The sequence below is a fragment of the Haloarcula halobia genome, assembly GCF_029338255.1.
Taxonomy (GTDB): domain Archaea; phylum Halobacteriota; class Halobacteria; order Halobacteriales; family Haloarculaceae; genus Haloarcula; species Haloarcula halobia.
This window is the reverse complement of record NZ_CP119787.1, coordinates 1,566,048-1,589,312: the sequence shown is the minus strand read 5'-3', so window position 1 is coordinate 1,589,312 and position 23,265 is coordinate 1,566,048. Positions and strand designations below refer to the sequence as shown.

Genomic DNA, 23,265 nt, shown 5'->3' with positions numbered 1-23,265 from the left:
TCAGCGACGAATCGACGGGCCGACGACCGCGAGCAGGAGCGCCGCCTCTGTCCCCCTCGGCACCCACCCGTAGATGTGGTTGAGCATCACGTAGGTCACCAGTCCGAGAAAGAGGCTCAGGCCCCAGGCGGCGACGGCGATGCGGCCGACGCGGGCGTGGGCGGACTCGCGCAGATCCGACACCGAGTGGGTCAGGCCGAGGACGACGGCGTGGACCACCACGGGGACGGAAATCGCGGACAGGACGACGTGGACGGCCAGCATCACGATGTAGGCCGTCCAGACGAACCCGTCGGCGAGGATCTCCTTCTCGAACCCCCCGCCGACCTTCAGGAGGTACATCACGAGGAAGGCGAGGATGAGGACGAAGGCAGTCAGCATCGCGGCCCGGTGTCTGCGGATCTGGTCCGTCTTGATGAAATACACTCCGGCGACGATAGCCGTCAGCGCGGTGGCGTTGACGACGGCGATGGCGTCGCTCAGGAGGATGACTGTCTGGTCGCTGATGTCCGGAAAGGGCAGTACGCCGCCGAACGTAGCAAAGACCAGCGCGTATCCGACGAGCGAGATGAGGGCGGTGACGCGCCGCGGCGAGGCGCGCACGCGCGACTGGAGTTTCTCTGCGACGGCCATATGCACTCTCAGGAACGGACGGGTTTCTGTGTTCTGGAACGAATCGGGGAAACCGGGACCGGGTCAGGCGAACGTCCGGGAGACGTCATCGTCTTCGGCCTCCTCCTGCTGGATCTTCTCCCAGGCGTCCCGGAAGTCGTCCATCGTGACCTCGGTCCGGTCGTCGCGGATGGCGAACATCCCGGCCTCGGTGCAGATGGCCTTCACGTCGGCGCCCGACGCGTTCTCGACTTCCTCGGCCAGTTCCTCGAAGTCGACGTCGTCGGCGACGTTCATCTTGCGGGTGTGGATCTGGAAGATCTGGGTGCGGCCCTCGGCGTCGGGCTTGGGCACCTCGATGAGGCGGTCGAACCGGCCCGGCCGCAGGATGGCGCGGTCGAGCATGTCGAAGCGGTTGGTGGCCGCGATGAGGCGGATCTCGCCGCGGTCGTCGAAGCCGTCCATCTCCGAGAGCAGCTGCATCATCGTCCGCTGGACCTCGGCGTCCCCGGAGGTCTTCGAGTCGGTCCGCTTGGCGGCGATGGCGTCGATCTCGTCGATGAAGACGACCGCCGGTTCCTCCTGGCGGGCGAGTTCGAAGAGGTCGCGGACGAGCTTCGAGCCCTCGCCGATGAACTTGTGGACGAGTTCCGACCCGGCCATCTTGATGAACGTCGCGTCCGTCTCGTTGGCGACGGCCTTCGCCAGCAACGTCTTCCCGGTGCCGGGCGGGCCGTGCAGCAGGACGCCGCTCGGCGGGTCGATGCCCACGTCCTCGAACATCTCCGGGCTCGTCAGCGGCATCTCGACGGTCTCGCGGACCTCGGCCATCTGGTCTTCGATGCCACCGATGTCGGCGAACGTGACGTCGGGCGACTGGTCGACCTGCATCACGCGAGCGCGGACGTCGGTCTCGCTGTCGAGTTGCTTGACGATAGAGAGGGAGTTGTTGACCGCAACCCGGTCGTCGGGCTGGAGGGTCTCCCGCATCTCGTCGGTGACCTCCGTGACTGCCTCCTGGTTGTTCCCGTGTTGCTTGATAATGACACCGTCGTCCCCGACCTCCTGAACCGTCGCCACGAACAGCGGCGACTGCTTGAGTTTCTTGTTCTCGTGGGTCAGTCGTTCGAGCTTCTGCTGGTACTTGTTGTTCTCGGCGTTCGCGTCGAGCAGCTTGTCCCGCATGTCCTCGTTTTGCGACTCTAAGACCTCGAGTCGCTCCTGCAGCGCCTCTATCTTCTTCTGTTGAGAGGCGTCGTCGTCGTATGGTAAGTCCACCTCATCGACGGTGTCGGTCATTACACCCCCCTTAGTAGATGGACCGTTATGAGGCTTCGGGTAGTGCCATGTTCGACCGCCCGCGGCCGGACGCCAGAGTGCACGCGAGCGACGACGCAGGCCGAAATCGGCAGACTTCTGTCAGCCGATTTGCTACCGACGGGTATGACGGACGAACCTGCATCGGTCATCGTGGTCGGTGGCGGCGTCGCCGGACTCTCGGCGGCGATATTCACCGCCCGGGCCGGCGTCTCGACGCGAATCGTCTCCGCCGGGGTGTGAGGAGATCGACGAGGCCGAGCGCGAGCGGCGCGAACAGGAGTCACTCGAGGTGATGCAGCGGTACTTCGAGGAACCGATGCCGGGCGAACCGACGATGCACCCGAGCCTCGTCGACGACGGCGCCGGCGACTAGCCGAAGTTCTCGACCTTGATGTCCTCCGTGTCCACGCCGGCGGCCTCCATGGCCGCCGTGGCCGCGTCGAGGAAGTCCGCGAAGCCGTAGACGAAGACCTGCCCCCCGTCGGCGACGGCCGCCGCGACGGCGTCGGTCAGGTCCTCCTCGGCCGCCAGCACCCGGACCTCTGCCCCGGCCGTCGCGAGCGCCTCGAGGCGCTCGACGTGAATCGGGTCGCTGTCGCGGTAGACGACGGCGGCCTCGTTGCCGTCCTGCAGGGCGCGCTCGGCGATGCCGACGGCCGGGCCGACGCCGGGCCCGCCGGCGAGAATCACAGCCCGCGCCTCGCCCTCGTAGTAGTCCGAGCCGAAGGGACCCTCGATGCGTACCTCGTCGCCGGCCTCGAGGTTCGCCAGGTGGGGCGCGACCGCCCCCTCGGGGTCGATGCCGACGGTTATCTCGAACTCGTCGTCGACGTCCGGCGAGGAGATGGTGTAGAACCGGGCGTGGTCCTCGCCGTCGACGGCGAGGGTGAGCTTGACGAACTGGCCCGGCTGGGCCTCGAACTCGGGCGGCGTCTCGATGTCGATGGCGACGCTGTCGGGGCCGACGGACCGGACGGCGGCGACCGTGAGTGAACGTTCGTCCATGCCGAGGTGGTGGCAGGGACTCGCCAAGGGGGTTTCGGTCGATTCTGCCGGCTGTCGGGGAAATTGTTTCACATTCGAGTCTACGCGCGGGCGGGCACACACAGAAGCCTTTTCCCACCCCGCAGGCTACCCCTGAGATATATGCCAGACGACCTCAATTGGGCCATCGGCGGGGAAGCCGGCGATGGTATCGACTCCACGGGGAAGATTTTTGCGCAAGCACTCTCCCGGGCCGGTCGACACGTCTTCACGTCGAAGGACTTCGCCTCGCGGATTCGAGGCGGCTACACCGCCTACAAGGTCCGCACGTCGGTCGACCGCGTCGAGAGCGTAGTCGACCGCCTCGACATCCTCATCGCGCTGACCGAGCGCACCATCCACGAGAACGAGGACGAGCTGCACGACGACTCGGTCATCATCTACGACGGCGAGCGCTCGACCATGCAGGACGTCGAGGTGCCCGGCGACGCGACGGCACTCGAAGTCCCGCTCAAGCGCCTGGCGGAGGACGCGGGCGGCGCCATCATGCTCAACGTCGTCGCGCTGGGCGCGGCCTGCGAGGTGACGAACTTCCCCATCGAGAACCTAGACGAGAGCCTCGAGAAGCGCTTCGGGGACAAGGGCGAGGCCATCGTCGAGAACAACAAGACGGCCGCCCGCAAGGGCCAGGAGTACGTCCGCGAGGAGTACGACCACGACTTCGGCTTCGACCTCGAGTGTACCGACGCCGACTACGTGCTGCTGAACGGCGACGAGGCAATCGGGATGGGCGCGCTGGCCGCCGGCTGCAAGTTCTACTCTGGCTACCCGATCACGCCGGCGACGGACGTCATGGAGTATCTGACCGGCCGCATCGACCAGTTCGGCGGGAAGGTCGTCCAGGCCGAAGACGAACTCGCGGCCATCAACATGGCGCTTGGCGCGGCCCGCGCTGGCGCGCGCTCGATGACGGCCACCTCCGGCCCGGGCATCGACCTGATGACCGAGACGTTCGGCCTGGTCGCGACCAGCGAGACGCCGCTGGTCATCTGTGACGTGATGCGCTCGGGCCCCTCGACGGGGATGCCGACCAAGCAGGAACAGGGCGACCTGAACCTGACGCTGTACGGCGGCCACGGCGAGATACCGCGCTTCGTCGTCGCGCCGACGACCATCTCCGAGTGCTTCTGGAAGACCGTCGAGGCGTTCAACCTCGCGGAGAAGTACCAGACGCCGGTCTTCCTGGTCTCGGACCTCGCGCTCGCGGTCACCGAACAGACGTTCCCACCCGAGACGTTCGACATGGACGAGGTCGAGATCGACCGCGGGAAGGTCGTCGACGAGGAGGAGGTCGACGCCTGGCTGGACGAGAAGGGGCGCTTCCAGGCGCACTTCGCGGCCGCCGACGGCATCTCCCCGCGGGCCTTCCCCGGGACGACAGACGGGGCACACATGACCACCGGCCTCGAACACGACGAACTCGGCCGGCGAACCGAGGACCAGGAGGTCCGCATCGAGCAGGTCGACAAGCGCCAGCAGAAAGTCGAGACCGCCCGCGAGCAGGAGGACTTCGACTACCGCGAGTTCGGCGATCCCGACGCAGACACGCTGGTCATCTCGTGGGGCTCCAACGAAGGCGCGCTCCGCGAGGGGCTCGACCTCCTCGACGACGAGGGGTACGACATTCGATTCATCTCCGTGCCCTACATCTTCCCACGCCCTGACCTGACCGACGAGGTCCAGGCGGCCGAGGACGTCATCGTCGTCGAGTGTAACGCCACCGGCCAGTTCGCCGACGTCGTCGAACACGACGTCCTCCAGCGGGTCGACCGCATCAACAAGTACGACGGCGTGCGATTCAAGGCCGACGAACTCGCGGAGGAGATCAAGCAGCAACTCGCCGGCGAAGCCGGCACACAGGAGGCCACACAATGAGCTCAGACGTCCGATTCACAGACTTCAAGTCCGACAAGCAACCGACCTGGTGTCCCGGGTGTGGCGACTTCGGGACCATGAACGGCATGATGAAAGCCCTGGCCGAGACCGGCAACGACCCCGACAACACGTTCGTGGTCGCCGGCATCGGCTGTTCCGGGAAGATCGGGACCTACATGCACAGCTACGCCCTGCACGGCGTCCACGGCCGCGCGCTCCCGGTCGGCATCGGCGTGAAGATGGCCAACCCCGAACTGGAAGTGATGGTCGCCGGCGGCGACGGCGACGGCTACTCCATCGGTGCGGGCCACTTCATCCACGCCGTCCGGCGCAACGTCGACATGTCCTACGTCGTCATGGACAACCGAATCTACGGCCTGACGAAGGGGCAGGCCTCGCCGACCTCCCGGGAGGACTTCGAGACGGCGACGACGCCGGATGGCCCCGGCCAGCCGCCGGTCAATCCGAAGGCGCTCGCGCTGGCGTCCGGCGCGACGTTCATCGCCCAGTCGTTCTCCTCGAACGCCCAGCGCCACGCCGAGATCGTCAAGCAGGCCATCGAGCACGACGGCTTTGGCTTCGTCAACGTCTACTCGCCCTGTGTCACGTTCAACGACGTCGACACCTACGACTACTTCCGGGACTCCATCGTGGACCTGGCCGACACCGACCACGACCCGAGCAACCGCGACCAGGCCAAGGACAAGATCCTGGAGTCCGACAAGGAGTACATGGGCGTCCTCTACCAGGACGACTCCTCCGTACCCTTCGAGGAACGCGAGGGCATCGAGGCCCCGATGAACGACGTCCCCGACGGCGCCCCCGAGGGCGCGATGGACCTGGTCCGCGAGTTCTACTAGCTCACCCGTTTCTGCCCCGGGTTCGAACCGAGCGGGACCCACTTGGGTCGCTCGCGGGACGGTCGTGCTTTCGGCAACCCAGGGGGCGAAGCGGTCCGCGTTCACACCTGGCACACACAACAGAGTTGGGGACGAACCCATACCGCGCGGTTCCCTGTATGGAGTATGCACGTCTTCTGGCACCAGCGCGACCTCCGCGTTCCGGACAACCGGGGCCTGGTACGCGCGGCGAGCGAGGACCGGGTTCTCCCGGTCTTCGTCGTCGACACCGACGTCCTGGACCGGGTCGGCACACGACAGCGGGCGTTCGTCTTCGACGGCGTCCGGGCGCTGAAACAGGCCTACCGCGAGCGAGGGAGCGACCTCCTGGTGCGGACCGGCCCGGCCGCCGACGTCCTCGCGGACGTCCTCGATGAGTACGGCGCCGACTGCGTCTACTACAACGAACACTACCACCCCGAGCGACGTGAGCGACAGCGGCGAGTCGACGAGGCAGTGCCGACCCGGTCGGTCGTCGACCGCGTCCTCGTCGACCCTGGCACGCTCGCGGAGCGCTACCGGAACCACAGTCGGTTCTTCGAGGACTGGCAGACCCGGGAGAAAATGCCGCCCGCGGACGACCCCGCCGACGGGGCGCTGGAGGCGGTGGCGGACGACGAGGCGCCGCCGGCAACCGAGGCCGACGTCGACCTGCCGGCGGCGGGCTACGACGCCGCCAGGGAGCGCTACGACCGGTTCCTCGCCGACGGCATCGAGACGTACGCCGACACGCGCGACGACATGGCGGCGGCCGTCGCGCGCCCCGTCGGCGCGGTGTCGCGCCTCTCGCCGTACCTGGCGACGGGGATGCTCGGCGTCCGCGAGGTGTGGGCCGACGCCACCGACCGGTACCGCGCCGTCGACGGAGATCCGGAGCGCAACGTCCAGAAGTTCCGGTACGAGCTGTCCTGGCGCGAGGGGAACTACCACCTGCTGTATCACAACCCGACGCTCCCGACGGACAACTACAGGTCGTTCCCGAACGCCATCCCGTGGGCGAACGACCCCGAGCACGTCGCGGCATGGAAGACGGGCGAGACGGGTTACCCGCTGGTCGACGCCGGAATGCGCCAGCTGCACGAGGAAGGCTACGTCCACAACCGGCCCCGGCAGAACGTCGCCTCGTTTCTCACGAAGCATCTGCTGACCGACTGGCGAATCGGCGAGCGCTACTTCGCCGAGCAGCTGGTCGACTACGACCCCGCGAACAACGCGGCGAACTGGCAGTGGACCGCCTCGACGGGGACCGACTCCGTCGACGTGCGCATCTTCGACCCCGTCGCACAGATGGCGAAGTACGACGCCGGTGCCGATTACGTGACGGCGTACGTCCCCGAACTCCGGGGGGTCGACGCCGAGACGATCGTCGAGTGGCCGAACCTCTCGGACGCCGAGCGCGAGCGCCTGGCCCCGGAGTACCCCCACCCTATCGTCGACCGGAACGTGGCCTACGAGCGGGCACAGCGCGTCTTCGAGACGGCACTGGGCAAGCGGTAGGGCACCTCAGAACGAGCCGGGGAGCACCAGCGGGTCGCCGGAGCGGTAGATGTACTCGGCGGCGATGCCGGTCAGCGGCGAGTCGGCCGCGGTGGCATACGATTCCGCGAGGTCGAGGTACTGCTCGGTGATGTCGACGACGTGCCGGTAGGCGGCCTCGTCGTCGGGCGCGAGCAGGTACTCGGCGGTGACCGGCGTCAGCTGGCCGTTCGCCCGGTCGTCGGCGTAGTCGTCGACGTCGTCGAGCCACACCTGCGCGCCGACGATGGCCAGGACGATGGCCTTCGCGAACGTCTCGTCGACGTCGAGGCCGGCCAGACGATAGAGATCCAGCATGCCGTCGTAGATGACCCCCACGCGTGCGTACTGGGTCTTGCTGTATGGCAGCCCCATCTCGCGCTCGCCGAACGTCGGCGGTTCCTCGTCGAAGTCGGCGAACTTGTACTCCTCGCGGATGGCGGCAAGTGCCGCCTCGTCGCCGGCCTCCGCGTCGGCCATCAGGTCCCGGAAGTGCTCGTCGCGGTCCTGGTGGGCCTCGCTGTAGTCGACGGCCCACTGGTAGGCCTCAGCGACGACCGGCGGCATCTCCTCGAGCAGACCCTCGAGGTGGTCCTGCAGGGCCGCCTGGGCGACCTCGGCGACCCGTCGCCGGTCGGCTTCGTCGGCGTCGAAGTCCACCTCGAAGTCCTCGAACTCGTCGTCGTTGATGGCGTCGCGCATGTCGCCGTCGACGAGTGCCTCGATAGAGAGACGGGTCATCTGTTCGGCCCGGACGACCATCTCGCGGGGCGAGAGGTCCTGGTCCGGCCCCCGTTCGAGTGCCGTCTCGTCGACCGGCGGGACGCCGTCGGCGATTGGCTCTCGAACCGGGTCGCCGTCGGCCGCCCGGCGGGCCGCCCGGTAGACGTACCCCAGCGTGAGCTGGGCCGGCAGGATGAGCTTGGTGTCGTACTCGAAGTCGACGGGGTGGCCGAACTCGTCGGCCAGCGCGTCCTCGACGCGTGCGTTCACGTCTGCGACCATCCGTTCCGTCCGGTCGTCTATCTCGGACTTCAGCGAGAGGCTCGCGTAGTCGAAGACGCCGGTGTCGGCGTAGTACCCCAGAACCGCTCGCAGGGCTGTCGGTACTCGCCGCCGGTTCGCGAGGACGCCCGCCGCAGTTTGCAGGACCATCTGTCGAATCTCCGCGTTGGCGGTGCTGTGACTGGGGGCTCCTTTACGCTTTCGAGAGCCCCGTCGGTGCATTCAGCAAGACTGATTACGCACAGGAGGCACGTTGGACTATGCGCGACCGCTTTGACGTGGTGATAGCCGGGGCCGGGCCTGCCGGAGCCCAGTGTGCCCGCGACATAGCAGAGCGGGGCTACGACGTCCTCGTCCTCGAGACGGAACCGGAAGCCCAGTTCCCGCGTCAGAGCAACAAGTCGACCGCAGGCACGTTCCCCTCCATGATGGCGTCCTTCGGTATCCCCGACGACGTCGTCATGAATTACACCGACAGCGTCGTCCTCGAGTCGCCCAACGACCACTACGTCCGCGAACAGACCGGCGCGGTGCTGGAGTTCGCAGACTTCAAGCGCTTTCTCGTCCGGGAGGGTCGGGAGAACGGCGCGACCTACCGCTTCGACTCACGGGTCTCGGCGCCCATCATGGAGGACGGCGAAATCGTCGGCGTCCGCTACGACGGCGACGAGGAAGTGTACGCCGACGTCGTCATCGACGCGACCGGGCCGGCGGCACCGCTGGCGAAGAAACTCGGCGTCACCGACCTCGCTCGTGACCACCAGGCCATCGGCGTCGAGTGGGAGTTCGAGGGCGTCGACGTCGACCACGACGACTACGCGGACCTCACCGACGCGATGATGCTCCGCCTCGACCACGACCTGGCGCCGGGCGGCTACTCCTGGCTCTTCCACACCGGCGCGGACACGGCCAAGGTCGGCCTCTGTTACATCCAGAACGACTCCCACCAGCAGTACGCCACGGAGGGGATGGGCATCGACGACTACCTGGAGTACTGGCTCGAGACGGATCCGCGCTTCGAAGACGCCGAACGCATCGAGGGCAAACAGCACCGCGGGTCGGCCCACATCCAGTCGCCGGGACAGATGTACACGGACGGCTTCCTGGCCATCGGGGACACCGTCCCCAGTATCGACCCGCTCTGGGGTGAGGGTATCCACACGGGCATGAAGTCCGCCCGCGCGGCCGCCATCACCGTCGATTCGGCGCTCACCCCGGACGGGCGCGACACCTCGGCCGAGCACCTCTCGGTCTACCAGGACCTCTGGCACCGGGACGTGGCCCCGCGGGCGCGGGCGCGCCTGACGCTGACCGAGCTGCTCTATCTCGTCCCCAACGAGCGCTACGACCGCCTGATGGCGGACCTCCGTGCACGCGACGACGACGTCCTCCAGCGGGCCAACCGGGGCGACAAGCTCGCGATGGCACAGCTCTTGCACCTCGACGACCTCCCGACGCTGTTCGAGTACGCACGGAATCGGTTCCTGAACTGAGGCGACAGAGCGCCCGCTGTGGGGGCAGTGCGGCAGGCTTTTTGCCGGTCGGTCGGATCCTCCAGTGATGACCGCGAACCCGAGCGACACCGTCGGGGTCGTCGGCGACGGCGACGTGGCGGCGCGCCTCGAGTCGGCCGGCGTGCCGGTCGAGACGGAGACGACCGGCGCAGTCCCGTCGACGGAGGGCGTCGTCGCCGTCGGCGAGGCCGCCGTGACCGCCGCCGCGCGGGCCGACCACGACCCGCTGATCCTGCCGGTCGCGGCCGGACGGGGCGTCCGGTCGGTGTCCCGCGAAGCGGTCCCGGACGCGGTCCGCTCGCTCGGGTCGGCCCGGGTCGAACGCCACCCGCTCCTGTCGGTCACGCTCGACGAGGAGCCGGTCGGGACGGCCGTCCGGGACGCGATTCTCGTCACGGCGGACGCGGCCCACATCTCCGAGTACACCGTCGCCAGCCCGACGGACCACGTCGGGACCTTCAGGGCCGACGGCGTCGCCGTCGCGACGCCGGCGGGGTCGCCCGGCTACGCGCGGCGCATCGGTGGGCCGGTGGTCGAACCCGCACCCGTCAGCGTCGTGGCCCCAATCGCTCCGTTCGCGACGAACCCCGACCACTGGGTGCTCCCCGCCGAGACCGTCACGGTGACCGTCGACCGTGACGAGGCCACCGTCTCGCTGTTCGTCGATGGAGCGGAGGCGGGGGCGGTCGACTACGCCAGATCGGTGACACTCGCCAGGGACGGGACCTGGCGGGCCGCCGTCGTCGACGCGAGCCGGTCGCGCTTCGACTGAGCGGGCGAGAATTGGAAAGACACTAATGGGGACCGAACACAGTGTCTCGTATGCAGCCATCAGTCACGCTCTTCGGGCCGCTGGACACCATCTTCGGGAGCACGGGCCCCGGCGGCGTCCTCGTCATCGAGTACGTCATCATGGTCCTGGTGGTCGCGAACCTGCTGACCCGGCAGCTGGCCCACCGACAACACGTCAAGCAGTACAGCGAGGGCGGTGTGGACGCCATCACACGCATGCCCCTCCACGTGGGGACGAACGTGCAGCTGGTCGTCGCCTCGTTTTACTACATGACGCTGGCCCACCACGGCGGGATGGTGATGTCGGTACTCGTCCTCGGTGCTGTCATCACGGACTTCTTCGAGTTCGAGTCCCGCAAGGTCGAGGCACGCCGCGACATTCCCCTCGAACGGCCGAAAGGGTCTATCGTCGCCTCGATGCTCGTCCTCCTCTATGCCGGCTTCCAGAGCCTCTTCTGGATAATCGCCTCGCCCTGGAACGCCATCGTCTGACGCGACACGGACGAGGTCTTTTCCCGACCGAAGCATCCACGACCGGACTGCTGTCGACCGGCCGGCCTCCGACGGGCGGGTGACTCTCGAACGTGTCTCAGATCGTCGTCGGGGCGTGACTACGGTACCACCGAGACGGTACCGGCTACCGCGTAGCGAGGCCGATTCCCCACCCGCGTGGCCCGCAGACAACGCCCGACGACGGTGCTGTCTGCCCTCTCGCACCGACGGGCGTCCAAACCTGCCCCGGGGACGCTGTCCGTTTCGGACCGGCGCCGCGACGCCACCCGACACGCACGTCACGTGTACGTGCCGTCGGCTACTCGGGAGAACGTCGTGGCGAGGGCGGCGGGGTCACAGCCCCCTGCGTGGACGGCGAACGGAGAATCAGGCCGAGCGCTCGTCGAGATACTCGCGGGCTTCGCCGATGAGCGGGATGATCACCCAGAACGTCAGCGCGCCGATGATGGCGAACCAGAAGAACGCGTCCATCAGGACGAGTCCGATCTGGTCGAAGACGGTCGGGTTCTCGATGGTGACCTCACCGGTGAGCTGTGCCTCCTCGAAGCTCGGCGTGCGGTACCAGCCCGCGAAGGTCATCCAGGCGAGCCCGCCGACCATGAGGATACCGAACCCCTTGATGAATTCGTCAGCCATTACCTGATTCTTCGGTAGCGTCGTCTTTAGACTTTCCCATTTCCTCGGTCCGAAAGCGCGTCGAGAAGGCATAGACCACGGCTCCGGCGAGGATGAGTCCCAGCCCCGCGATGGCGACGGGCACGTCGATCTCCGAGGCCGGGACCGACGCGCGCTGGGTCGCCGTGTCGACGAGGATGAACCCCCCGACCACACAGAGGACGGCAAAGAGCGTCGAGAACACGGTGACAGTCTTGTACACGCGCAACGGGACGACGACGTCACGTCGGTCCGCCGTCGGCTTCGAGTCGTCCTCGGTCATCACCGCGGCTAGGGGCGCGACCTACTTTACTGCGGCGAGACGCCGCTCTCGGAGACCGACCGGTCGTCGCCTGAGAGACGCTGCCAGCCGAAACCGAGGTTCGAAGAACGTCGAAAGATGTACCGACGAAAAACAGGAGGAGTCTCGAACCGAGGGTCTACTTCGGTGGGCGCAAGCGGTAGTACCGCCGGTTGAGGTCAAACATGTACCCCTCGCGCATCGTCTTCAGCACCGCGTAGGTGATGGTGGCGCTGACGACGGGCAGGAGGAAGGTCAGGTCGAACAGCAGGTGGGAGTCCATCGGAATGAGGTTCTTGATGGACAGCGCGGCGATGGTCAGGCTGAAGATGACGCCGGACATCCCGACGGCGGCCCAGAACGGCTGCTCGACGGGGCGCCGGGCCGACCCCTTGTTGAGGAAGGGGACGATGGCGACGAAGCCGACGACAACCACGTTGGCGAGCACGCCGTAGGTCCGGTCGGCCATCAGCTTCTGCCCGCCCAGGATGCTCAGATCGGGGTTCAGCGGGCCGAGTTTCAGCAGGCCAAAGGACCAGTAGAGGTACCAGTCGGGCAGGATGATGGCCGGCGTGACGCTGGAGTTGGCCGGGTTCGGCATCTCCGGCGGGAGCGCCGCGGAGACGAACAGGATCATGCCGACGAAGAAGGCCGACAGCGCGAGGTTGCGGATCATCTCGTGGGGCCAAGCCGGGAACGCCAGCACGTCGCGCTCGACGTAGTCGGACTCCTGGCGGAGGTCCTGGTCCTCGCGGCGGGACCGCTCGAAGTACTCGTAGGTCAGCCGGGAGAGTCCCTGGGTCCGCTGCTTGCGTTCGGACCACGTCGGGGTCTCGTCGTCCGGCGGGACGATGCCGGTACCGCCGCCGTCTGTGCGAACGTCGTCGTTGGTGTCGTTGTCGCTCATTGTATCAGTGTGGTTCCGCGATGCCCTGCATCCAGACGATGCCGATGTGCACGGCGATGACCGCCGTCGTGACGAACGGCAGGACGAACACGTGCAGGATGTACATCCGCACGAGCGTCGACTGGCTCAGCGTGAAGCCACCGAACATCAGCTGGGCGACCCACTCGCCGATGAGTGGGATCGACAGCGACATCTCGACGCCGATCTGGCCGGCCCAGAACGACAGCTGGCTCCAGGGGAGCAGGTAGCCCGTGTACCCGAAGACCAGGGTCAGCGAGATGAGGACGATGCCGATGATCCAGTTGAGTTCCCGCGGTTCCTTGTACGCGCCCGTGAAGTAGACCCGCAGCATGTGCAGGAACACGGCCGCGACCATCACCTGCGCGGACCAGCGGTGGACCGAGCGCAGGAAGAACCCGAGGTTCAACTGGCCCATGATGAGCATCACGGAGTCGTACGCGACCGTCGGCGAGCCGTCGGCGGCCGCCGCGGCCGGCGCGTAGTAAAAGCCCAGCAGGGCACCGGAGATGGCAGCGACGATGTACGCGAGCGTCGAGAACGACCCCAGCGCGTACAGCGGGTACCAGTACCAGAACTTGTTGTCGAGGTTGTACTGTTCGGTGTGGCTCTTTGGCATCTGCATGTTGACCTTGTAGTAGAGGTCCTCGAGGATCTCGAGGTAGTCAACGATGCGCAGCCGCTTGTCGAGCCAGATCAGCGCCGTGAGGTACACCGTCTCTATCGGTGTCAGCTCACGCGATTCCATCCAGCCTTTGTGGTCGTGGTCGTCTTTGCGTTCGAGACTCATTGGTTACTCCTGTGGTGGCCGCGGGAGCGACACGAACTGTTTCTGGACGGGACTGAACGGGTCGTACACCGACTGGTGACACTGGCAGTAGATCTCGTCGGCGGCCCCGAAGTTCGCGCTCCCCGCCTGTGTCTTGAAGCCCGGGACACAGCAGAAGTGGGTACACTTGTTCAGCCAGGCGATGAAGCCCTCCTGGGTCGCCGCCGAGACGAACGACTGGACCGGTCCCGGCAGGTCGCCGTACTTGCCCTCGCCGTTTGCCATCTTCTCGACCTCGACGGAGCGGATGATCTGGACCGGCACGCCGCCGGTACCGTCACTGTTCGACCGCCAGTTGACGCTCGCCGGTTTGCCGACCCCGGACCGTCCGATGCCGTTGCCCCACTCCTTGTAGTCCGAGAACATGTCGACCGTGAGCGTCACGCCGCTCTCGTACTCGCTCTGCCAGGCGAACGACCCGGTGTTGTTGTTGAAACTGTTGTTTCGCTCGGCCTGCGGGTAGATCGCGCCGTCGCTCTGGACGCCGCAGTACTGGAACCAGGCCGACGAGTAGTCGATGCCGCTCCCGCCGAAGTCCTGCTGGACGGCCACGCCCTGTGCGGGGTCGTACTCCGGCCAGATCCCGCTCAGTTCGCCGCCGTTGATCTCGATGGGGATGATGGGCATCCCGCGCGGGGCGGGTCCGTCGGTGTTCTCGACGCCGACGAACGTGGTCGTCCCGCCGCCTTCACCGGCCGCGTCGGTCGTCGCGTCGACGGCGGCCGCGCCACCGACACCGACACTCGACAGTGCTGCGCTCCCGACGACGCCTTTCACGAAACGGCGCCGACCTGTCTCGGATGGATATTTGTCTTCGTCCAGTGGCATTATTTCTTGTAGTATGGGTAGACCGCACGTTTGATGTTCTCGACGAGCGCCTCGTTGTCGAGGACGGTGGTCCCGTCGACGTCGTCCTGTTCGATGTAGAGGTCCTCCCACTTCCGACGGCGCTTCTTGACGATCATCACGTCGGGGAGGAACTCCTTGCGATACAGCATCATGATGAAGGCCAGGTCGATGAAGATGGCCGTCAGGACGCCGCCCAAAAACATGTTGGCCTCGATGAGTCGGAGGGTCAGCGAGGTGCCGATGCCGGACGCCCAGCCGGCGAGCATCCCGTAGGTGAAGAGCCCGACGAGGACGATCTGGATGACGGTGAGCAACACGATGCCGACGGCGGCGGCCGTGCTCTCGCGGGGCGGTTCGTACCGGTGGATGTCGCCGTAGGTGGAGCCTTCGGAGGACATCAGTTGTTCCCCCCGCTCGTGTGTGGCGACTCACCGTACTTCAGGAGGAAGAAGGTGAACACCAGCGAGATGACGACGGCCAGTCCCGCGCCGAAGCCGACGAAGTGGGGCTGGATGGGGACCCCCGCCTTGTGGGGGTCGACCTCTACCGGGCCGCCACCGCCGACGGTCTGTGTGGGGTAGTCCTCGCCGACGACGATGGCGGCTTTCATCCCCAGTCCTTCGTGTGGGATACAGACGTACGGATAGATGCCGTCTTCCTCGAAGGTGTGTTCGTAGTTGACGCCGGCGTTCGACACCGGGTCGCCGGAGTCGAGCGGGCCGTCGCCGTCCGAGACGACGTTGTGGCCGCCGCCCTCGCCGGTCCATTCGAACTTGACGGTGGCACCGTTGTCGACGTGTACCGCAGGTGGGTCGAACGCGAACGCGCCGCCGTTGCCCTGCGCACCGACGGCGACTGTCACTTCGTCCTGCCCGGTCGCGTCGACGGTCGTGCCGTCGAAGTTCCCAACTTGATCCAGGAAACCGCCGTAATCCGGGACTGTCTCGCCGCCGCCACCCTCCTCCTGGGCCGCGGCTGTGCCGGTCGCACTGAGGGCCGCCGTCGCACCGGCGGCACCCCCGGCAGTCCGGACGAACTCCCGCCTGTTCATATACAACGGAAAGTCAGGACTGAGTTTGTATAAACCCACCGGATACCGCCCGCAGGCACCGTCTTGGCCTCCTCCGGTGTGCTACTCCGTCTCCTCTCGCTCCCCGGCCGCCTGGGGGTCCAGTTCGGGGACGAAGTCGGGACGTTCGCCGTCCTCGAGGCCGATTGCGCGCAGTCGCTCGCGGTACTCCTCGGCGCGGAACGTATCCGAGAGCCGGGCGTTGGCCACGGTGAAAAAGAGGACGAGCGCGATGGCGATGAAGGCCAGGCCGGCGACGAACAGGAAGACGGTGTTGACGCCGGGCCCGCCGATGAGGTTCGCCACCGCGAGCACGCCACCGAGCAGGAGGCCGAGACCGGCCAGCAGCTGCGCGCCGGCGATGACCTGGAGCATCCGGTTGCCCAGTTCGCCGCCGCCCTCGGGGACGGCCTCGGGTTCGGGCAGGGGGTTGTCCGGGACCGTCTCGGGAACGTCGTAGGAGTCCATCGACGCGAGCGCCACCGTCGGTTTCACGTCCCGCATGACCGTGCCCTCGCCTTCGACGCTGCCGTCGGGGTACACCAGCGCGTAGCCCTCGTCCGAGTAGGCGAGCACCCGCGGCGGGTCCTCGTGGCGCTCGATGCGGGCGAAGACGTCCCGCTGGGCGACCCGGTTCCGGAGGTCGCGATCGACGCGGTCGAGCAGTTCGTCCCCGGTGATCCAGGTGTCGGGGTCGAAAGCGACGTCCCACTCCTCGGCGGTCATATCGGCCATGTCCGCCGGTCCGAAGTTGTCGAAGTCGTACTTCTCCTCGACCTGTTTCCGGAGCGCCTCGACGTCCTCGGAGTCGGTGTCGGGCGTATCGGTCGGCCGGTCCGGGCGAGACCGCTTGTCCGAGGAATCACTCATCACGCTCCTCTAGGGGGGCAAAGCCCCTTAGGGTGACGATTGTGGGCGCTCCTCGCCACGACGCCGCGTGCCATCGGCGGCGGGCGCCGGCCGGCCCGGGGCGCGAATCTCGGAACCGCGCCCCTTTTGCCGTCGGGTCCTAAGCCGGGGTTATGGTGTCCGAGAGCGCCATCGCGACAGTGGTGCTGGCGTCGGTGACGCTCAGCTTCCCCTGTTTCGTCTACGGCGCGTACTACATCATCGAGTCCGACCCGGTCACGTGGGACGTGCTGGTCCACCACCTGAAGTTCGTCACGACGGGCCTGACGCTGACGACGGTGCCCATGCTGGGCTGGATGGTGCCACGGCTCCCGGACCAGCTCGGTGGCCTCTCGGCGGTCCACGCCTATCTGGGCCTGCAGGCCTACGCTCTCCTGCTGTTCGGCGGCACGGGCATCGTCCGCATCTTCCGGGCCAAGCGGGAACACGACCTCTACAACGACTACGACCAGGACCTGCTCCTCGAGGAGATCGGCGGTGAGCAGATGAGTCACTGGCGCTCGCGACTGCGCATCGGCGTGTTCGGCTACGTCATCTTCTGGATGCTGGCGTACGTCGTCGGCGCGGCGCGGTACGTCCTCCGGTACGTCGTCTGAGTGCCGGTGGGGCGTCCAGAATCAGGCCCAGGCCTCGCCGCTGGCGAGGTCGACGTCGCTGTCGCCCTGCTCCGACGGACAGATGTCGGCGAGCACGCAGGCCTCGCAGTCGGCCGACCGCGCCCCACAGACCGCTCGCCCGTGGTCGATGAGCAGGTGGGTGAACTGCTGCCACTCGTCCGCCGGGACGACATCGAGGAGGTCCTGCTCGATGGTCTCGGGCCGTTCCGCCTCGGTCAGTCCGAGGCGCCGCGAGAGGCGCTGGACGTGGGTATCGACGACGATGCCCTCGACGACGTCGTGGCCGTGCTGGAGGACGACGTTGGCCGTCTTGCGCCCCACCCCCGGCAGCTCGGTCAGCGCCGCCATGGTGTCGGGCACCTCGCCGTCGTGGTTCTCGACGAGCTGCTCGCCGATGCCCTTCAGGTAACCGCCCTTGTTGTTGTGGAAGGTGATGCCGTAGATGTCCTCGGCGAGCTGCTCCTCGCTGGCTTCGGCGTAGTCCGCCGCCGTCTGGTACTTCTCGAACAGGTCCCCGGTGACCTCGTTGACCCGCTCGTCGGTACACTGCGCCGAGAGGACGACGGCGACCAGCAGCTCCAGGCGGGTCGAGTAGTCGAGCGAGATGGTGGAGTCGGGGTACTCATCGTGGAGTCTGTCGACGACTTCGGCGGCCTGTGCCGTACGTGAATCCAGGGGCGTGCCCATACCCGTTCCCTGGTCCGCCCGGACTTTGGCGTGTCGTTCTCGCCTTAGAGGCGACCGACCGCGTCCAGGATGGGGTCGACGTCGGGCGCGGTGTCGGGTGCCTCGCGCTCGTCGGCCCAGCGGAACGCGACTCGAACCCGCCGGTCGACGAGGAACGCCGAGCGGCGGGTCGTCCCGTCGGGTCGCTGGACGCCGAACTGGGCGTCGACGCCGGGGTCGTCGACGAGCAAGGGGAAAGGCAGGTCGAGTTCGGTCGCGAACTCGCGGTGGGATGCCATCGTTCCGGGGGCGACGCCGAAGACACCGATGCCGTCGGTCAGCGCGCCCCAGTCGGCGTCCCGGAGCGCCTCGAGGTAGCCCGCACAGGCCGGCGCGAAGTCCTCGGTGTAGAAGGCCACCAGCACCGGGACCCGGTCGGCGGCGGCCGAGAGGCGGTAGGACCCAGAGCCCGCGCCGGCGGTGCCGTCGAGGTCGAAGTCCGGTGCGGGGTCGCCCACGTCGAGCATGGTCCGACCGAGGGTCGACCGACCGATAAATCCACGGTCACTTCGGTCGGCGACGAGACGACGCTGTCGCTACCAGGTCAGGACCGTCCGAAAATCCGCGGGAACGAGTGTGTCCGATGCACTCGGTCAGTCGGCCGTCACTTCGTGGCCAGCCGCAGCCGCTTCCTCTTCTATCTGGGCCGTGAACCGGTAGGCTCCGTACAGTGCCAGGATGGCCAGCCCGAGCAGGACCAGGCCGGTCCGGAGCGCCGGGTCGACCATCGGAGTCGCGATGACCTCTCCGGCGTCGTTCGTCATCGGTGCCGCCCCGTAGGGCTTGCCGGCGAGGATCTCGACGATGCCGAGCCCGACGATGCCCAGCAGCATCAGTCCGCCGCTCAGTGCCATTGCCGCTTTGTCGATGATGTCGTTAGTCATTTTGTGTCACCTCCTCAGCCGAGGATGTATTTCAGGCGTGGATGCTGCTTGACGAACTCGAGCTTCTCGATGATGGCGTCGAGCCCGTAGTATCGCCCCGTGCCCAGGATGAGCATCGTGGCGAACAGCAGCAGGCCCATGAGGTCGCCGTTGACGAGGCCGTGGCCGAAGCCGGCGTTGCCGATCCAGAACAGGGTCATGAATATCATGCCCCCGAGGGAGGCGAGCCGGACCAGGACGCCGGCCATCAGCGCCAGGCCGATGAGCGTCTCGAACAGCGGGACGCCGGGCTTGATGAGCCACGCGAGGTTGTTCCCCATCCAGACCGGGATGGGGCCCAGCGCGGTACCGGTCATCTGCTGCATGTAGGCCGGTCCGTAGGTGAAGGCCAGGCCGTCCTCGATCAGTTTGGTCACACCGGCGTGGAAGAACCACCATCCGGTGACGATGCGCAGGAAGGCCAGCCAGTACGCCGTCAGTGGGCCGTCCAGGTCGAGCGTGAACTCGTCGGCCAGTGGGTTGGTTGCTTGGTAGGACATCGTCGTTACCTCACATGTGGATGTGTGTGGAGCAACTCCATATAAACAGCCACGTGTTCCCAGCAACTGAAAACGATTCTGAGGGGTCGAGAACCCGAATTATCGGACATTTAGAATTCTGGCCGCGTTCGGCCGTGCATCTTTCCGTGCCCGCCCGGGCCGAGGGGCAGTCGCCACCGTGAAGTTCAACACACCGTCTCGACTACCCTCGACAGAGATGCCCATCGAACTGGTCGGCGAGCACACCACGGCGCGCGTGATGGTGGACGACGAGTCACTACTGGAGACGGAGTGTCGCGCCCAGATACAGGCGCTCATCGACCACCCGGCGTTCACCGAACCGGTCCGAATCATGCCCGACACCCACTGGGGGGCGGGCGCACCCATCGGGTTCACGATGCCGCTGGGCGACCGCATCGTCCCGAACGTGGTGGGCGTCGACGTGGGGTGTGGCATGGCCGCGACCGACCTCGGGGACGAGTTGCCCCTGACCGACCCGGAGCGCGAGCACCGCGTGCGCGAGGCAGTTCCGATGGGGCGGTCCGTCCACGACTACGACGACGCCCCGCACCTGGTCGAGGAGTTCCCCTTCGAGCGGGCCAACCGGGTGTTCGAGCAGTTCAACGCGGCCGTCGCGGAGCGGTTCGGGGAGCACGTCGACCCCGTCGAGTTCGACTTCGACGGTTACGACGGCGAGTACTTCGAGTCGCTCTGTGCGCGCGTGCTGGCCGACCAGCGCCAGGGGATGGGCCACGTCATCCGGAGCGCCGGCACCCTGGGCGGGGGCAACCACTTCGTCGAGTTCGCCCGCGCCCGCGACTCGGGCGCCTACTGGCTCGTCGTCCACAGCGGGTCCCGGTACCTGGGCAAGTCCGTCGCGGAGTACTGGCAGTCGAAGGCGACCGACCGCAGGGCGGTCGGGGCCATCCGCGAGTCGATCCCCGACGAGTACGCCGACTACCTGAAATTCGATCCGGAGACGGTCAGCGACGCCGACCTCTACGAGTGGGTCACCGGCGGCAAAGGCGAGTCACACATCCGGAAGGGCAAACTGCGACGGGAACTGGAGGGGAACGACATCGAAGACGCCTTCGACGCGCTCGGGTCGCTGGGCCCCCACGTCGGCGCGGGCGACGACCGGAACACCGACCTCGACTGGCTCGAGGGACGGGCGGCACACGGGTACTACGTCGACATGCTGTTCGCCCAGCAGTACGCTCGCTGGAACCGCGATCTGATGAGCGACGCCATCTGCGAGGCGCTTGGCGTCGACCCGGTCGACCGGTTCCAGAGTATCCACAACTACATCGACTTCCGGGACCTCACGGTTCGCAAGGGTGCGACGCCGGCACGCGAGGGCCAGCGCCTCGTCGTCCCGTTCAACATGGCCGATGGGTCGGTCATCGCCCGCGGAAAGGGCAACGACGCGTACCACCAGACCGCTCCCCACGGGGCCGGCCGGGTGATGAGCAGGGGGCGCGCTCACGACGTTGTCGACATGGACGCCTTCGCCGAGGCGATGGACGGGGTCTACTCGGAGTCGGTCGTCGAGGCGGTCCGCGACGAGGCACCGATGGCCTACAAGGACGCGGAGGTCATCCGCCGGGCCCTGGAACCGACCGCCGAGGTAATAGAGCGTCTCGACCCGGTCCACAACCTGAAAGCCACGACCTGAGCGGGCGGTGCGATGAAACGTATTTGCTGCTGGCGCACGTGGCTAGCGTATGACAATCCTGGTGGCCATCGCACCAGACGCCGTGTCGGACGACGTCCTCGACACCGCGATAACGCTCGCCGAGGGCTTAGACGAGGAACTGTACGTCGTCCACCTGCTCGAGGAGGAACTCGCAGACGCCGGCGCGAGACAGCTCCGCGAAGAACTCAGACAGCGCCTCGGGGACGCGCCCGTCGTCGCCACGGTGGCACTGGAGTACGTCGGCCGGTCGGGTCGGCGCAACGGTACCCGTGTCGCACAGGAACTGCTGGAACTGGCCGCCGACGTCGACATCACCCACATCGTGATGGGGCACAGACACAAGGGACTCAAAGACCGGCTGACCGGCGGGACCGCCGCCTTCGCCGTCCTCGATACGGTGTCGGTGCCGGTGACCATCGTCCCCGAAGTGGAGTAAGCCCACCTTAGTCGGCCGGCTGGGCCCCTGCGTCGGCGTGGCCCTCTGCTGGGTCGGCCCGGTCGGCGAGCCGCCTCGCCAGGCGGTCGAGCCCCAGCGTCGCGAGGAAACAGCCGGCACTCACGTACAGCAGGAGGCGAGAGTCGACCAGGGCCCGGTGGAAGACGCCGGGGCCGTAGCCGAGGCTGAGAGCGAGGAAGCCACACAGCGAGGTCGTCCATCCGAGGCCGGTGAACGCGGCGAGTTGGTCGAGCGAGTCGGTGTCGAGCGGCGACAGTCGGTCCAGGTCCATAGCGGGTAAGACGAACATACCCTCAAAACCGTTCTTCTTGTGGGTACCTACCAGACGGCGAGTGGCCAGTGAGCGACCCCATCCGCACCGGAGTGGTACGTAGTCTGCGATCTGTCGGGGGGGATCCGGCAACGTGCCGGGCGGGCACTCGCAGTCGGCCGACGCGCCCCGAGTCCGGCCACGCACTACCGGCACCGTGGGGCCGACTACAGGCCGAGTTCGCGACCCAGCACCAGGCGCTGAATCTCGCTGGTTCCCTCGCCGATCTCCATCAGTTTCGCGTCCCGGTAGAACCGCTGGGGCGCGAAGTCCGTGGTGTAGCCGTAGCCCCCGAGCACCTGGACGGCCTCCTCGGCGACCTCCCGGCAAATCTCGCTGGCGTCGAGCTTCGCCAGCGAGGACATGCGTGTGAGGCTGGCGGCTTCGCCGCCGCCTCGCTGGCCCTTCGGCCCAGCGCTATCCTCACCCGCGTCGTACATCGTCGCGGCCTTGTGTGTGAGCAGGCGTGCGCGTTCGATCTTGCGGTCCATCTCGACGAGCTTGTCGCGGACGGCGTCGAACTTCGAGATGGGGCGGTCGAACTGCTCGCGTTCCGTGGCGTACTCGCGGGCGGCCTCGAACGCGCCCTGTGCCAGGCCAACCGAGAGCGCGGCGATGGAGATGCGCCCCCCGTTGAGCGTCGTGAGGGTCTGGTCCCAGCCCTCGCCTTCCTCGCCCAGCAGTCGGTCGGCGGGGATCCGGCAGTCCGTGAACTGCAGCTCGCAGGTCGGCGAGGCGTTCAGCCCCATCTTCTCCCACTCGGTGGTGACCGCCCAGCCCTCGTCGTCCGGCGAGACGACGAACGTCGAGACCCCGTCGTACCCCGCGTCCGGGTCGGTGACGGCCTTCACCAGCACCGACCCCGCGATGGAGGCGTTGGTGATGAACTGCTTGGTGCCGTCGATGACGTACTCGTCGCCGTCCCGCACGGCGCGTGTGTCCATGTCGCTGGCGTCGCTCCCGCTCCCGGGTTCGGTCAGCGCCCACGCGCCGAGGTACTCGCCCGTCGCCAGCGGGCGGAGCCACCGGTCGCGTTGCGCGTCGGTCCCGAACTGTTCGATGGGTTTCGACCCCAGCGACGTGTGCGCGACGTACGAGAGGCCGACGCTCCCCGAGACCCGACCCAGTTCCTCGGCGACCAGCGCGTAGGTCAACGTGTCGCTCCCCAGGCCGCCCCACTCCTCGTCGATGGGGACGCCCATCACGTCCAGGTCGGCCAGTTGGTCGAATATCTCCGCCGGAAACCGGTGGTCGTCCTCGATGTCCTGGGCGATAGGCGCGATCTCCTGCTCGCAGAACTCGCGGACCGAATCCCGTATCATCCGGTGTTCGTCGGGGAGCGTGAAGTCCATATCCGTCGTAGGGGTTCTGTGAACAAATACCACGGGGCCGGTCACAAGCCATTTGCCCG

General features: G+C 67.1%; 27 protein-coding genes and 1 pseudogene. 10 read left to right on the top strand and 18 right to left on the bottom strand.

Going from position 1 to position 23,265, the window contains the following annotated elements; genetic code table 11:
* Together P1K88_RS08455 and pan1 are read right to left on the bottom strand one after the other, a co-directional pair.
* Positions 1 to 633 (bottom strand): DUF420 domain-containing protein, encoded by a 633-nt coding sequence (locus P1K88_RS08455; RefSeq protein ID WP_276414020.1) that lies wholly within the window; start codon positions 631 to 633, stop codon positions 1 to 3.
* A 63-nt stretch (positions 634 to 696) separates the two neighbouring features.
* Positions 697 to 1,911 carry a proteasome-activating nucleotidase Pan1 gene (gene pan1, locus P1K88_RS08450; RefSeq protein WP_276414019.1) on the bottom strand — a complete coding sequence of 405 codons (1,215 nt, stop codon included), beginning with the start codon at positions 1,909 to 1,911 and terminating at the stop codon, positions 697 to 699.
* Positions 1,912 to 2,055: 144 nt separating this feature from the next.
* On the opposite strand from pan1, the pseudogene P1K88_RS18430 reads away from it, so the two are divergent.
* Positions 2,056 to 2,166, top strand: a pseudogene (locus P1K88_RS18430) (FAD-binding protein); the annotation flags it as partial.
* A 135-nt stretch (positions 2,167 to 2,301) separates the two neighbouring features.
* Here P1K88_RS18430 and P1K88_RS08435 read toward each other — a convergent pair.
* The gene (locus tag P1K88_RS08435) at positions 2,302 to 2,937 is read right to left on the bottom strand and encodes an FAD-dependent oxidoreductase (RefSeq protein ID WP_276414018.1); all 636 of its coding nucleotides are present in this window, start codon (positions 2,935 to 2,937) and stop codon (positions 2,302 to 2,304) included.
* Positions 2,938 to 3,078: 141 nt separating this feature from the next.
* Between P1K88_RS08435 and P1K88_RS08430 the strand changes: the two genes are divergently transcribed.
* The 3 genes from P1K88_RS08430 to P1K88_RS08420 all read left to right on the top strand — a co-directional run bounded on the left by P1K88_RS08430 (position 3,079) and on the right by P1K88_RS08420 (position 7,247).
* Positions 3,079 to 4,851, top strand: a complete 1,773-nt coding sequence (locus tag P1K88_RS08430) for a 2-oxoacid:acceptor oxidoreductase subunit alpha (RefSeq protein ID WP_276414017.1) — start codon at positions 3,079 to 3,081, stop codon at positions 4,849 to 4,851.
* Positions 4,848 to 5,711 (top strand): 2-oxoacid:ferredoxin oxidoreductase subunit beta, encoded by an 864-nt coding sequence (locus tag P1K88_RS08425; protein WP_276414016.1) that lies wholly within the window; start codon positions 4,848 to 4,850, stop codon positions 5,709 to 5,711. The genes P1K88_RS08430 and P1K88_RS08425 overlap by 4 nt, the downstream gene beginning before the upstream one ends.
* Before the next feature lie 165 nt (positions 5,712 to 5,876).
* Complete coding sequence (locus P1K88_RS08420) at positions 5,877 to 7,247, top strand: cryptochrome/photolyase family protein (RefSeq protein WP_276414015.1); 1,371 nt, start codon at positions 5,877 to 5,879, stop codon at positions 7,245 to 7,247.
* 6 nt (positions 7,248 to 7,253) lie between these two features.
* Here P1K88_RS08420 and P1K88_RS08415 read toward each other — a convergent pair whose 3' ends face one another.
* Positions 7,254 to 8,420: a hypothetical protein gene (locus P1K88_RS08415; protein WP_276414014.1), complete on the bottom strand. Its 1,167-nt coding sequence runs from the start codon at positions 8,418 to 8,420 to the stop codon at positions 7,254 to 7,256.
* A gap of 110 nt (positions 8,421 to 8,530) precedes the next feature.
* On the opposite strand from P1K88_RS08415, the gene P1K88_RS08410 reads away from it, so the two are divergent.
* The 3 genes from P1K88_RS08410 to P1K88_RS08400 all read left to right on the top strand — a co-directional run bounded on the left by P1K88_RS08410 (position 8,531) and on the right by P1K88_RS08400 (position 11,068).
* Entirely contained in the window at positions 8,531 to 9,763 is a 1,233-nt protein-coding gene (locus P1K88_RS08410; protein ID WP_276414013.1) for a digeranylgeranylglycerophospholipid reductase, read from the top strand.
* Positions 9,764 to 9,830: 67 nt separating this feature from the next.
* A complete protein-coding gene (locus P1K88_RS08405) occupies positions 9,831 to 10,556 on the top strand; it encodes an NAD(+)/NADH kinase (RefSeq protein WP_276414012.1) in 726 nt (241 codons plus the stop codon).
* A gap of 50 nt (positions 10,557 to 10,606) precedes the next feature.
* A complete protein-coding gene (locus P1K88_RS08400; RefSeq protein WP_276414011.1) occupies positions 10,607 to 11,068 on the top strand; it encodes a DUF7313 family protein in 462 nt (153 codons plus the stop codon).
* Positions 11,069 to 11,455: 387 nt separating this feature from the next.
* Here the strand turns inward: P1K88_RS08400 and P1K88_RS08395 are convergent, their stop codons facing one another.
* The 8 genes from P1K88_RS08395 to P1K88_RS08360 form a co-directional block, all read right to left on the bottom strand.
* Positions 11,456 to 11,725 carry a DUF7314 family protein gene (locus P1K88_RS08395; RefSeq protein ID WP_276414010.1) on the bottom strand — a complete coding sequence of 90 codons (270 nt, stop codon included), beginning with the start codon at positions 11,723 to 11,725 and terminating at the stop codon, positions 11,456 to 11,458.
* The gene (locus P1K88_RS08390; RefSeq protein ID WP_276414009.1) at positions 11,718 to 12,026 is read right to left on the bottom strand and encodes a DUF7315 family membrane protein; all 309 of its coding nucleotides are present in this window, start codon (positions 12,024 to 12,026) and stop codon (positions 11,718 to 11,720) included. The genes P1K88_RS08395 and P1K88_RS08390 overlap by 8 nt, the downstream gene beginning before the upstream one ends.
* A 157-nt stretch (positions 12,027 to 12,183) precedes the next feature.
* The gene (locus P1K88_RS08385; RefSeq protein ID WP_276414008.1) at positions 12,184 to 12,951 is read right to left on the bottom strand and encodes a cytochrome b family protein; all 768 of its coding nucleotides are present in this window, start codon (positions 12,949 to 12,951) and stop codon (positions 12,184 to 12,186) included.
* Between the two features lie 4 nt (positions 12,952 to 12,955).
* Positions 12,956 to 13,759 carry a cytochrome b gene (locus tag P1K88_RS08380; protein WP_276414007.1) on the bottom strand — a complete coding sequence of 268 codons (804 nt, stop codon included), beginning with the start codon at positions 13,757 to 13,759 and terminating at the stop codon, positions 12,956 to 12,958.
* 3 nt (positions 13,760 to 13,762) lie between these two features.
* A complete protein-coding gene (locus tag P1K88_RS08375) occupies positions 13,763 to 14,626 on the bottom strand; it encodes a ubiquinol-cytochrome c reductase iron-sulfur subunit (RefSeq protein ID WP_276414006.1) in 864 nt (287 codons plus the stop codon).
* Positions 14,626 to 15,045: a DUF7318 family protein gene (locus P1K88_RS08370; RefSeq protein WP_276414005.1), complete on the bottom strand. Its 420-nt coding sequence runs from the start codon at positions 15,043 to 15,045 to the stop codon at positions 14,626 to 14,628. Before P1K88_RS08370 ends, P1K88_RS08375 begins: the two co-directional genes overlap by 1 nt.
* On the bottom strand, positions 15,045 to 15,698 hold the full coding sequence (locus P1K88_RS08365; RefSeq protein WP_276414004.1) for a halocyanin domain-containing protein: 654 nt from the start codon (positions 15,696 to 15,698) through the stop codon (positions 15,045 to 15,047). Before P1K88_RS08365 ends, P1K88_RS08370 begins: the two co-directional genes overlap by 1 nt.
* An 81-nt stretch (positions 15,699 to 15,779) precedes the next feature.
* Complete coding sequence (locus tag P1K88_RS08360) at positions 15,780 to 16,586, bottom strand: DUF7319 domain-containing protein (RefSeq protein ID WP_276414003.1); 807 nt, start codon at positions 16,584 to 16,586, stop codon at positions 15,780 to 15,782.
* A 152-nt stretch (positions 16,587 to 16,738) separates the two neighbouring features.
* On the opposite strand from P1K88_RS08360, the gene P1K88_RS08355 reads away from it, so the two are divergent.
* Positions 16,739 to 17,221: a DUF7321 family protein gene (locus P1K88_RS08355; protein WP_276414002.1), complete on the top strand. Its 483-nt coding sequence runs from the start codon at positions 16,739 to 16,741 to the stop codon at positions 17,219 to 17,221.
* Positions 17,222 to 17,242: 21 nt separating this feature from the next.
* On the opposite strand, the gene nth is transcribed toward P1K88_RS08355, so the two are convergent.
* From nth to P1K88_RS08335, 4 genes are all read right to left on the bottom strand, one after another.
* A complete protein-coding gene (gene nth / locus P1K88_RS08350) occupies positions 17,243 to 17,929 on the bottom strand; it encodes an endonuclease III (protein WP_276414001.1) in 687 nt (228 codons plus the stop codon).
* Positions 17,930 to 17,973: 44 nt separating this feature from the next.
* Complete coding sequence (locus P1K88_RS08345; RefSeq protein WP_276414000.1) at positions 17,974 to 18,435, bottom strand: redoxin domain-containing protein; 462 nt, start codon at positions 18,433 to 18,435, stop codon at positions 17,974 to 17,976.
* A 126-nt stretch (positions 18,436 to 18,561) separates the two neighbouring features.
* Positions 18,562 to 18,852, bottom strand: a complete 291-nt coding sequence (locus P1K88_RS08340) for a hypothetical protein (RefSeq protein ID WP_276413999.1) — start codon at positions 18,850 to 18,852, stop codon at positions 18,562 to 18,564.
* A 14-nt stretch (positions 18,853 to 18,866) separates the two neighbouring features.
* Entirely contained in the window at positions 18,867 to 19,391 is a 525-nt protein-coding gene (locus P1K88_RS08335; RefSeq protein WP_276413998.1) for a DoxX family protein, read from the bottom strand.
* A gap of 217 nt (positions 19,392 to 19,608) precedes the next feature.
* On the opposite strand from P1K88_RS08335, the gene P1K88_RS08330 reads away from it, so the two are divergent.
* A complete protein-coding gene (locus P1K88_RS08330) occupies positions 19,609 to 21,066 on the top strand; it encodes an RtcB family protein (RefSeq protein ID WP_276413997.1) in 1,458 nt (485 codons plus the stop codon).
* A 49-nt stretch (positions 21,067 to 21,115) separates the two neighbouring features.
* The gene (locus P1K88_RS08325; RefSeq protein WP_276413996.1) at positions 21,116 to 21,523 is read left to right on the top strand and encodes a universal stress protein; all 408 of its coding nucleotides are present in this window, start codon (positions 21,116 to 21,118) and stop codon (positions 21,521 to 21,523) included.
* 7 nt (positions 21,524 to 21,530) lie between these two features.
* Here the strand turns inward: P1K88_RS08325 and P1K88_RS08320 are convergent, their stop codons facing one another.
* Positions 21,531 to 21,815, bottom strand: coding sequence for a hypothetical protein (locus P1K88_RS08320; RefSeq protein ID WP_276413995.1), 285 nt, complete (start codon positions 21,813 to 21,815; stop codon positions 21,531 to 21,533).
* Between the two features lie 206 nt (positions 21,816 to 22,021).
* On the bottom strand, positions 22,022 to 23,206 hold the full coding sequence (locus P1K88_RS08315) for an acyl-CoA dehydrogenase family protein (protein WP_276413994.1): 1,185 nt from the start codon (positions 23,204 to 23,206) through the stop codon (positions 22,022 to 22,024).
* Positions 23,207 to 23,265 lie beyond the last annotated feature (59 nt).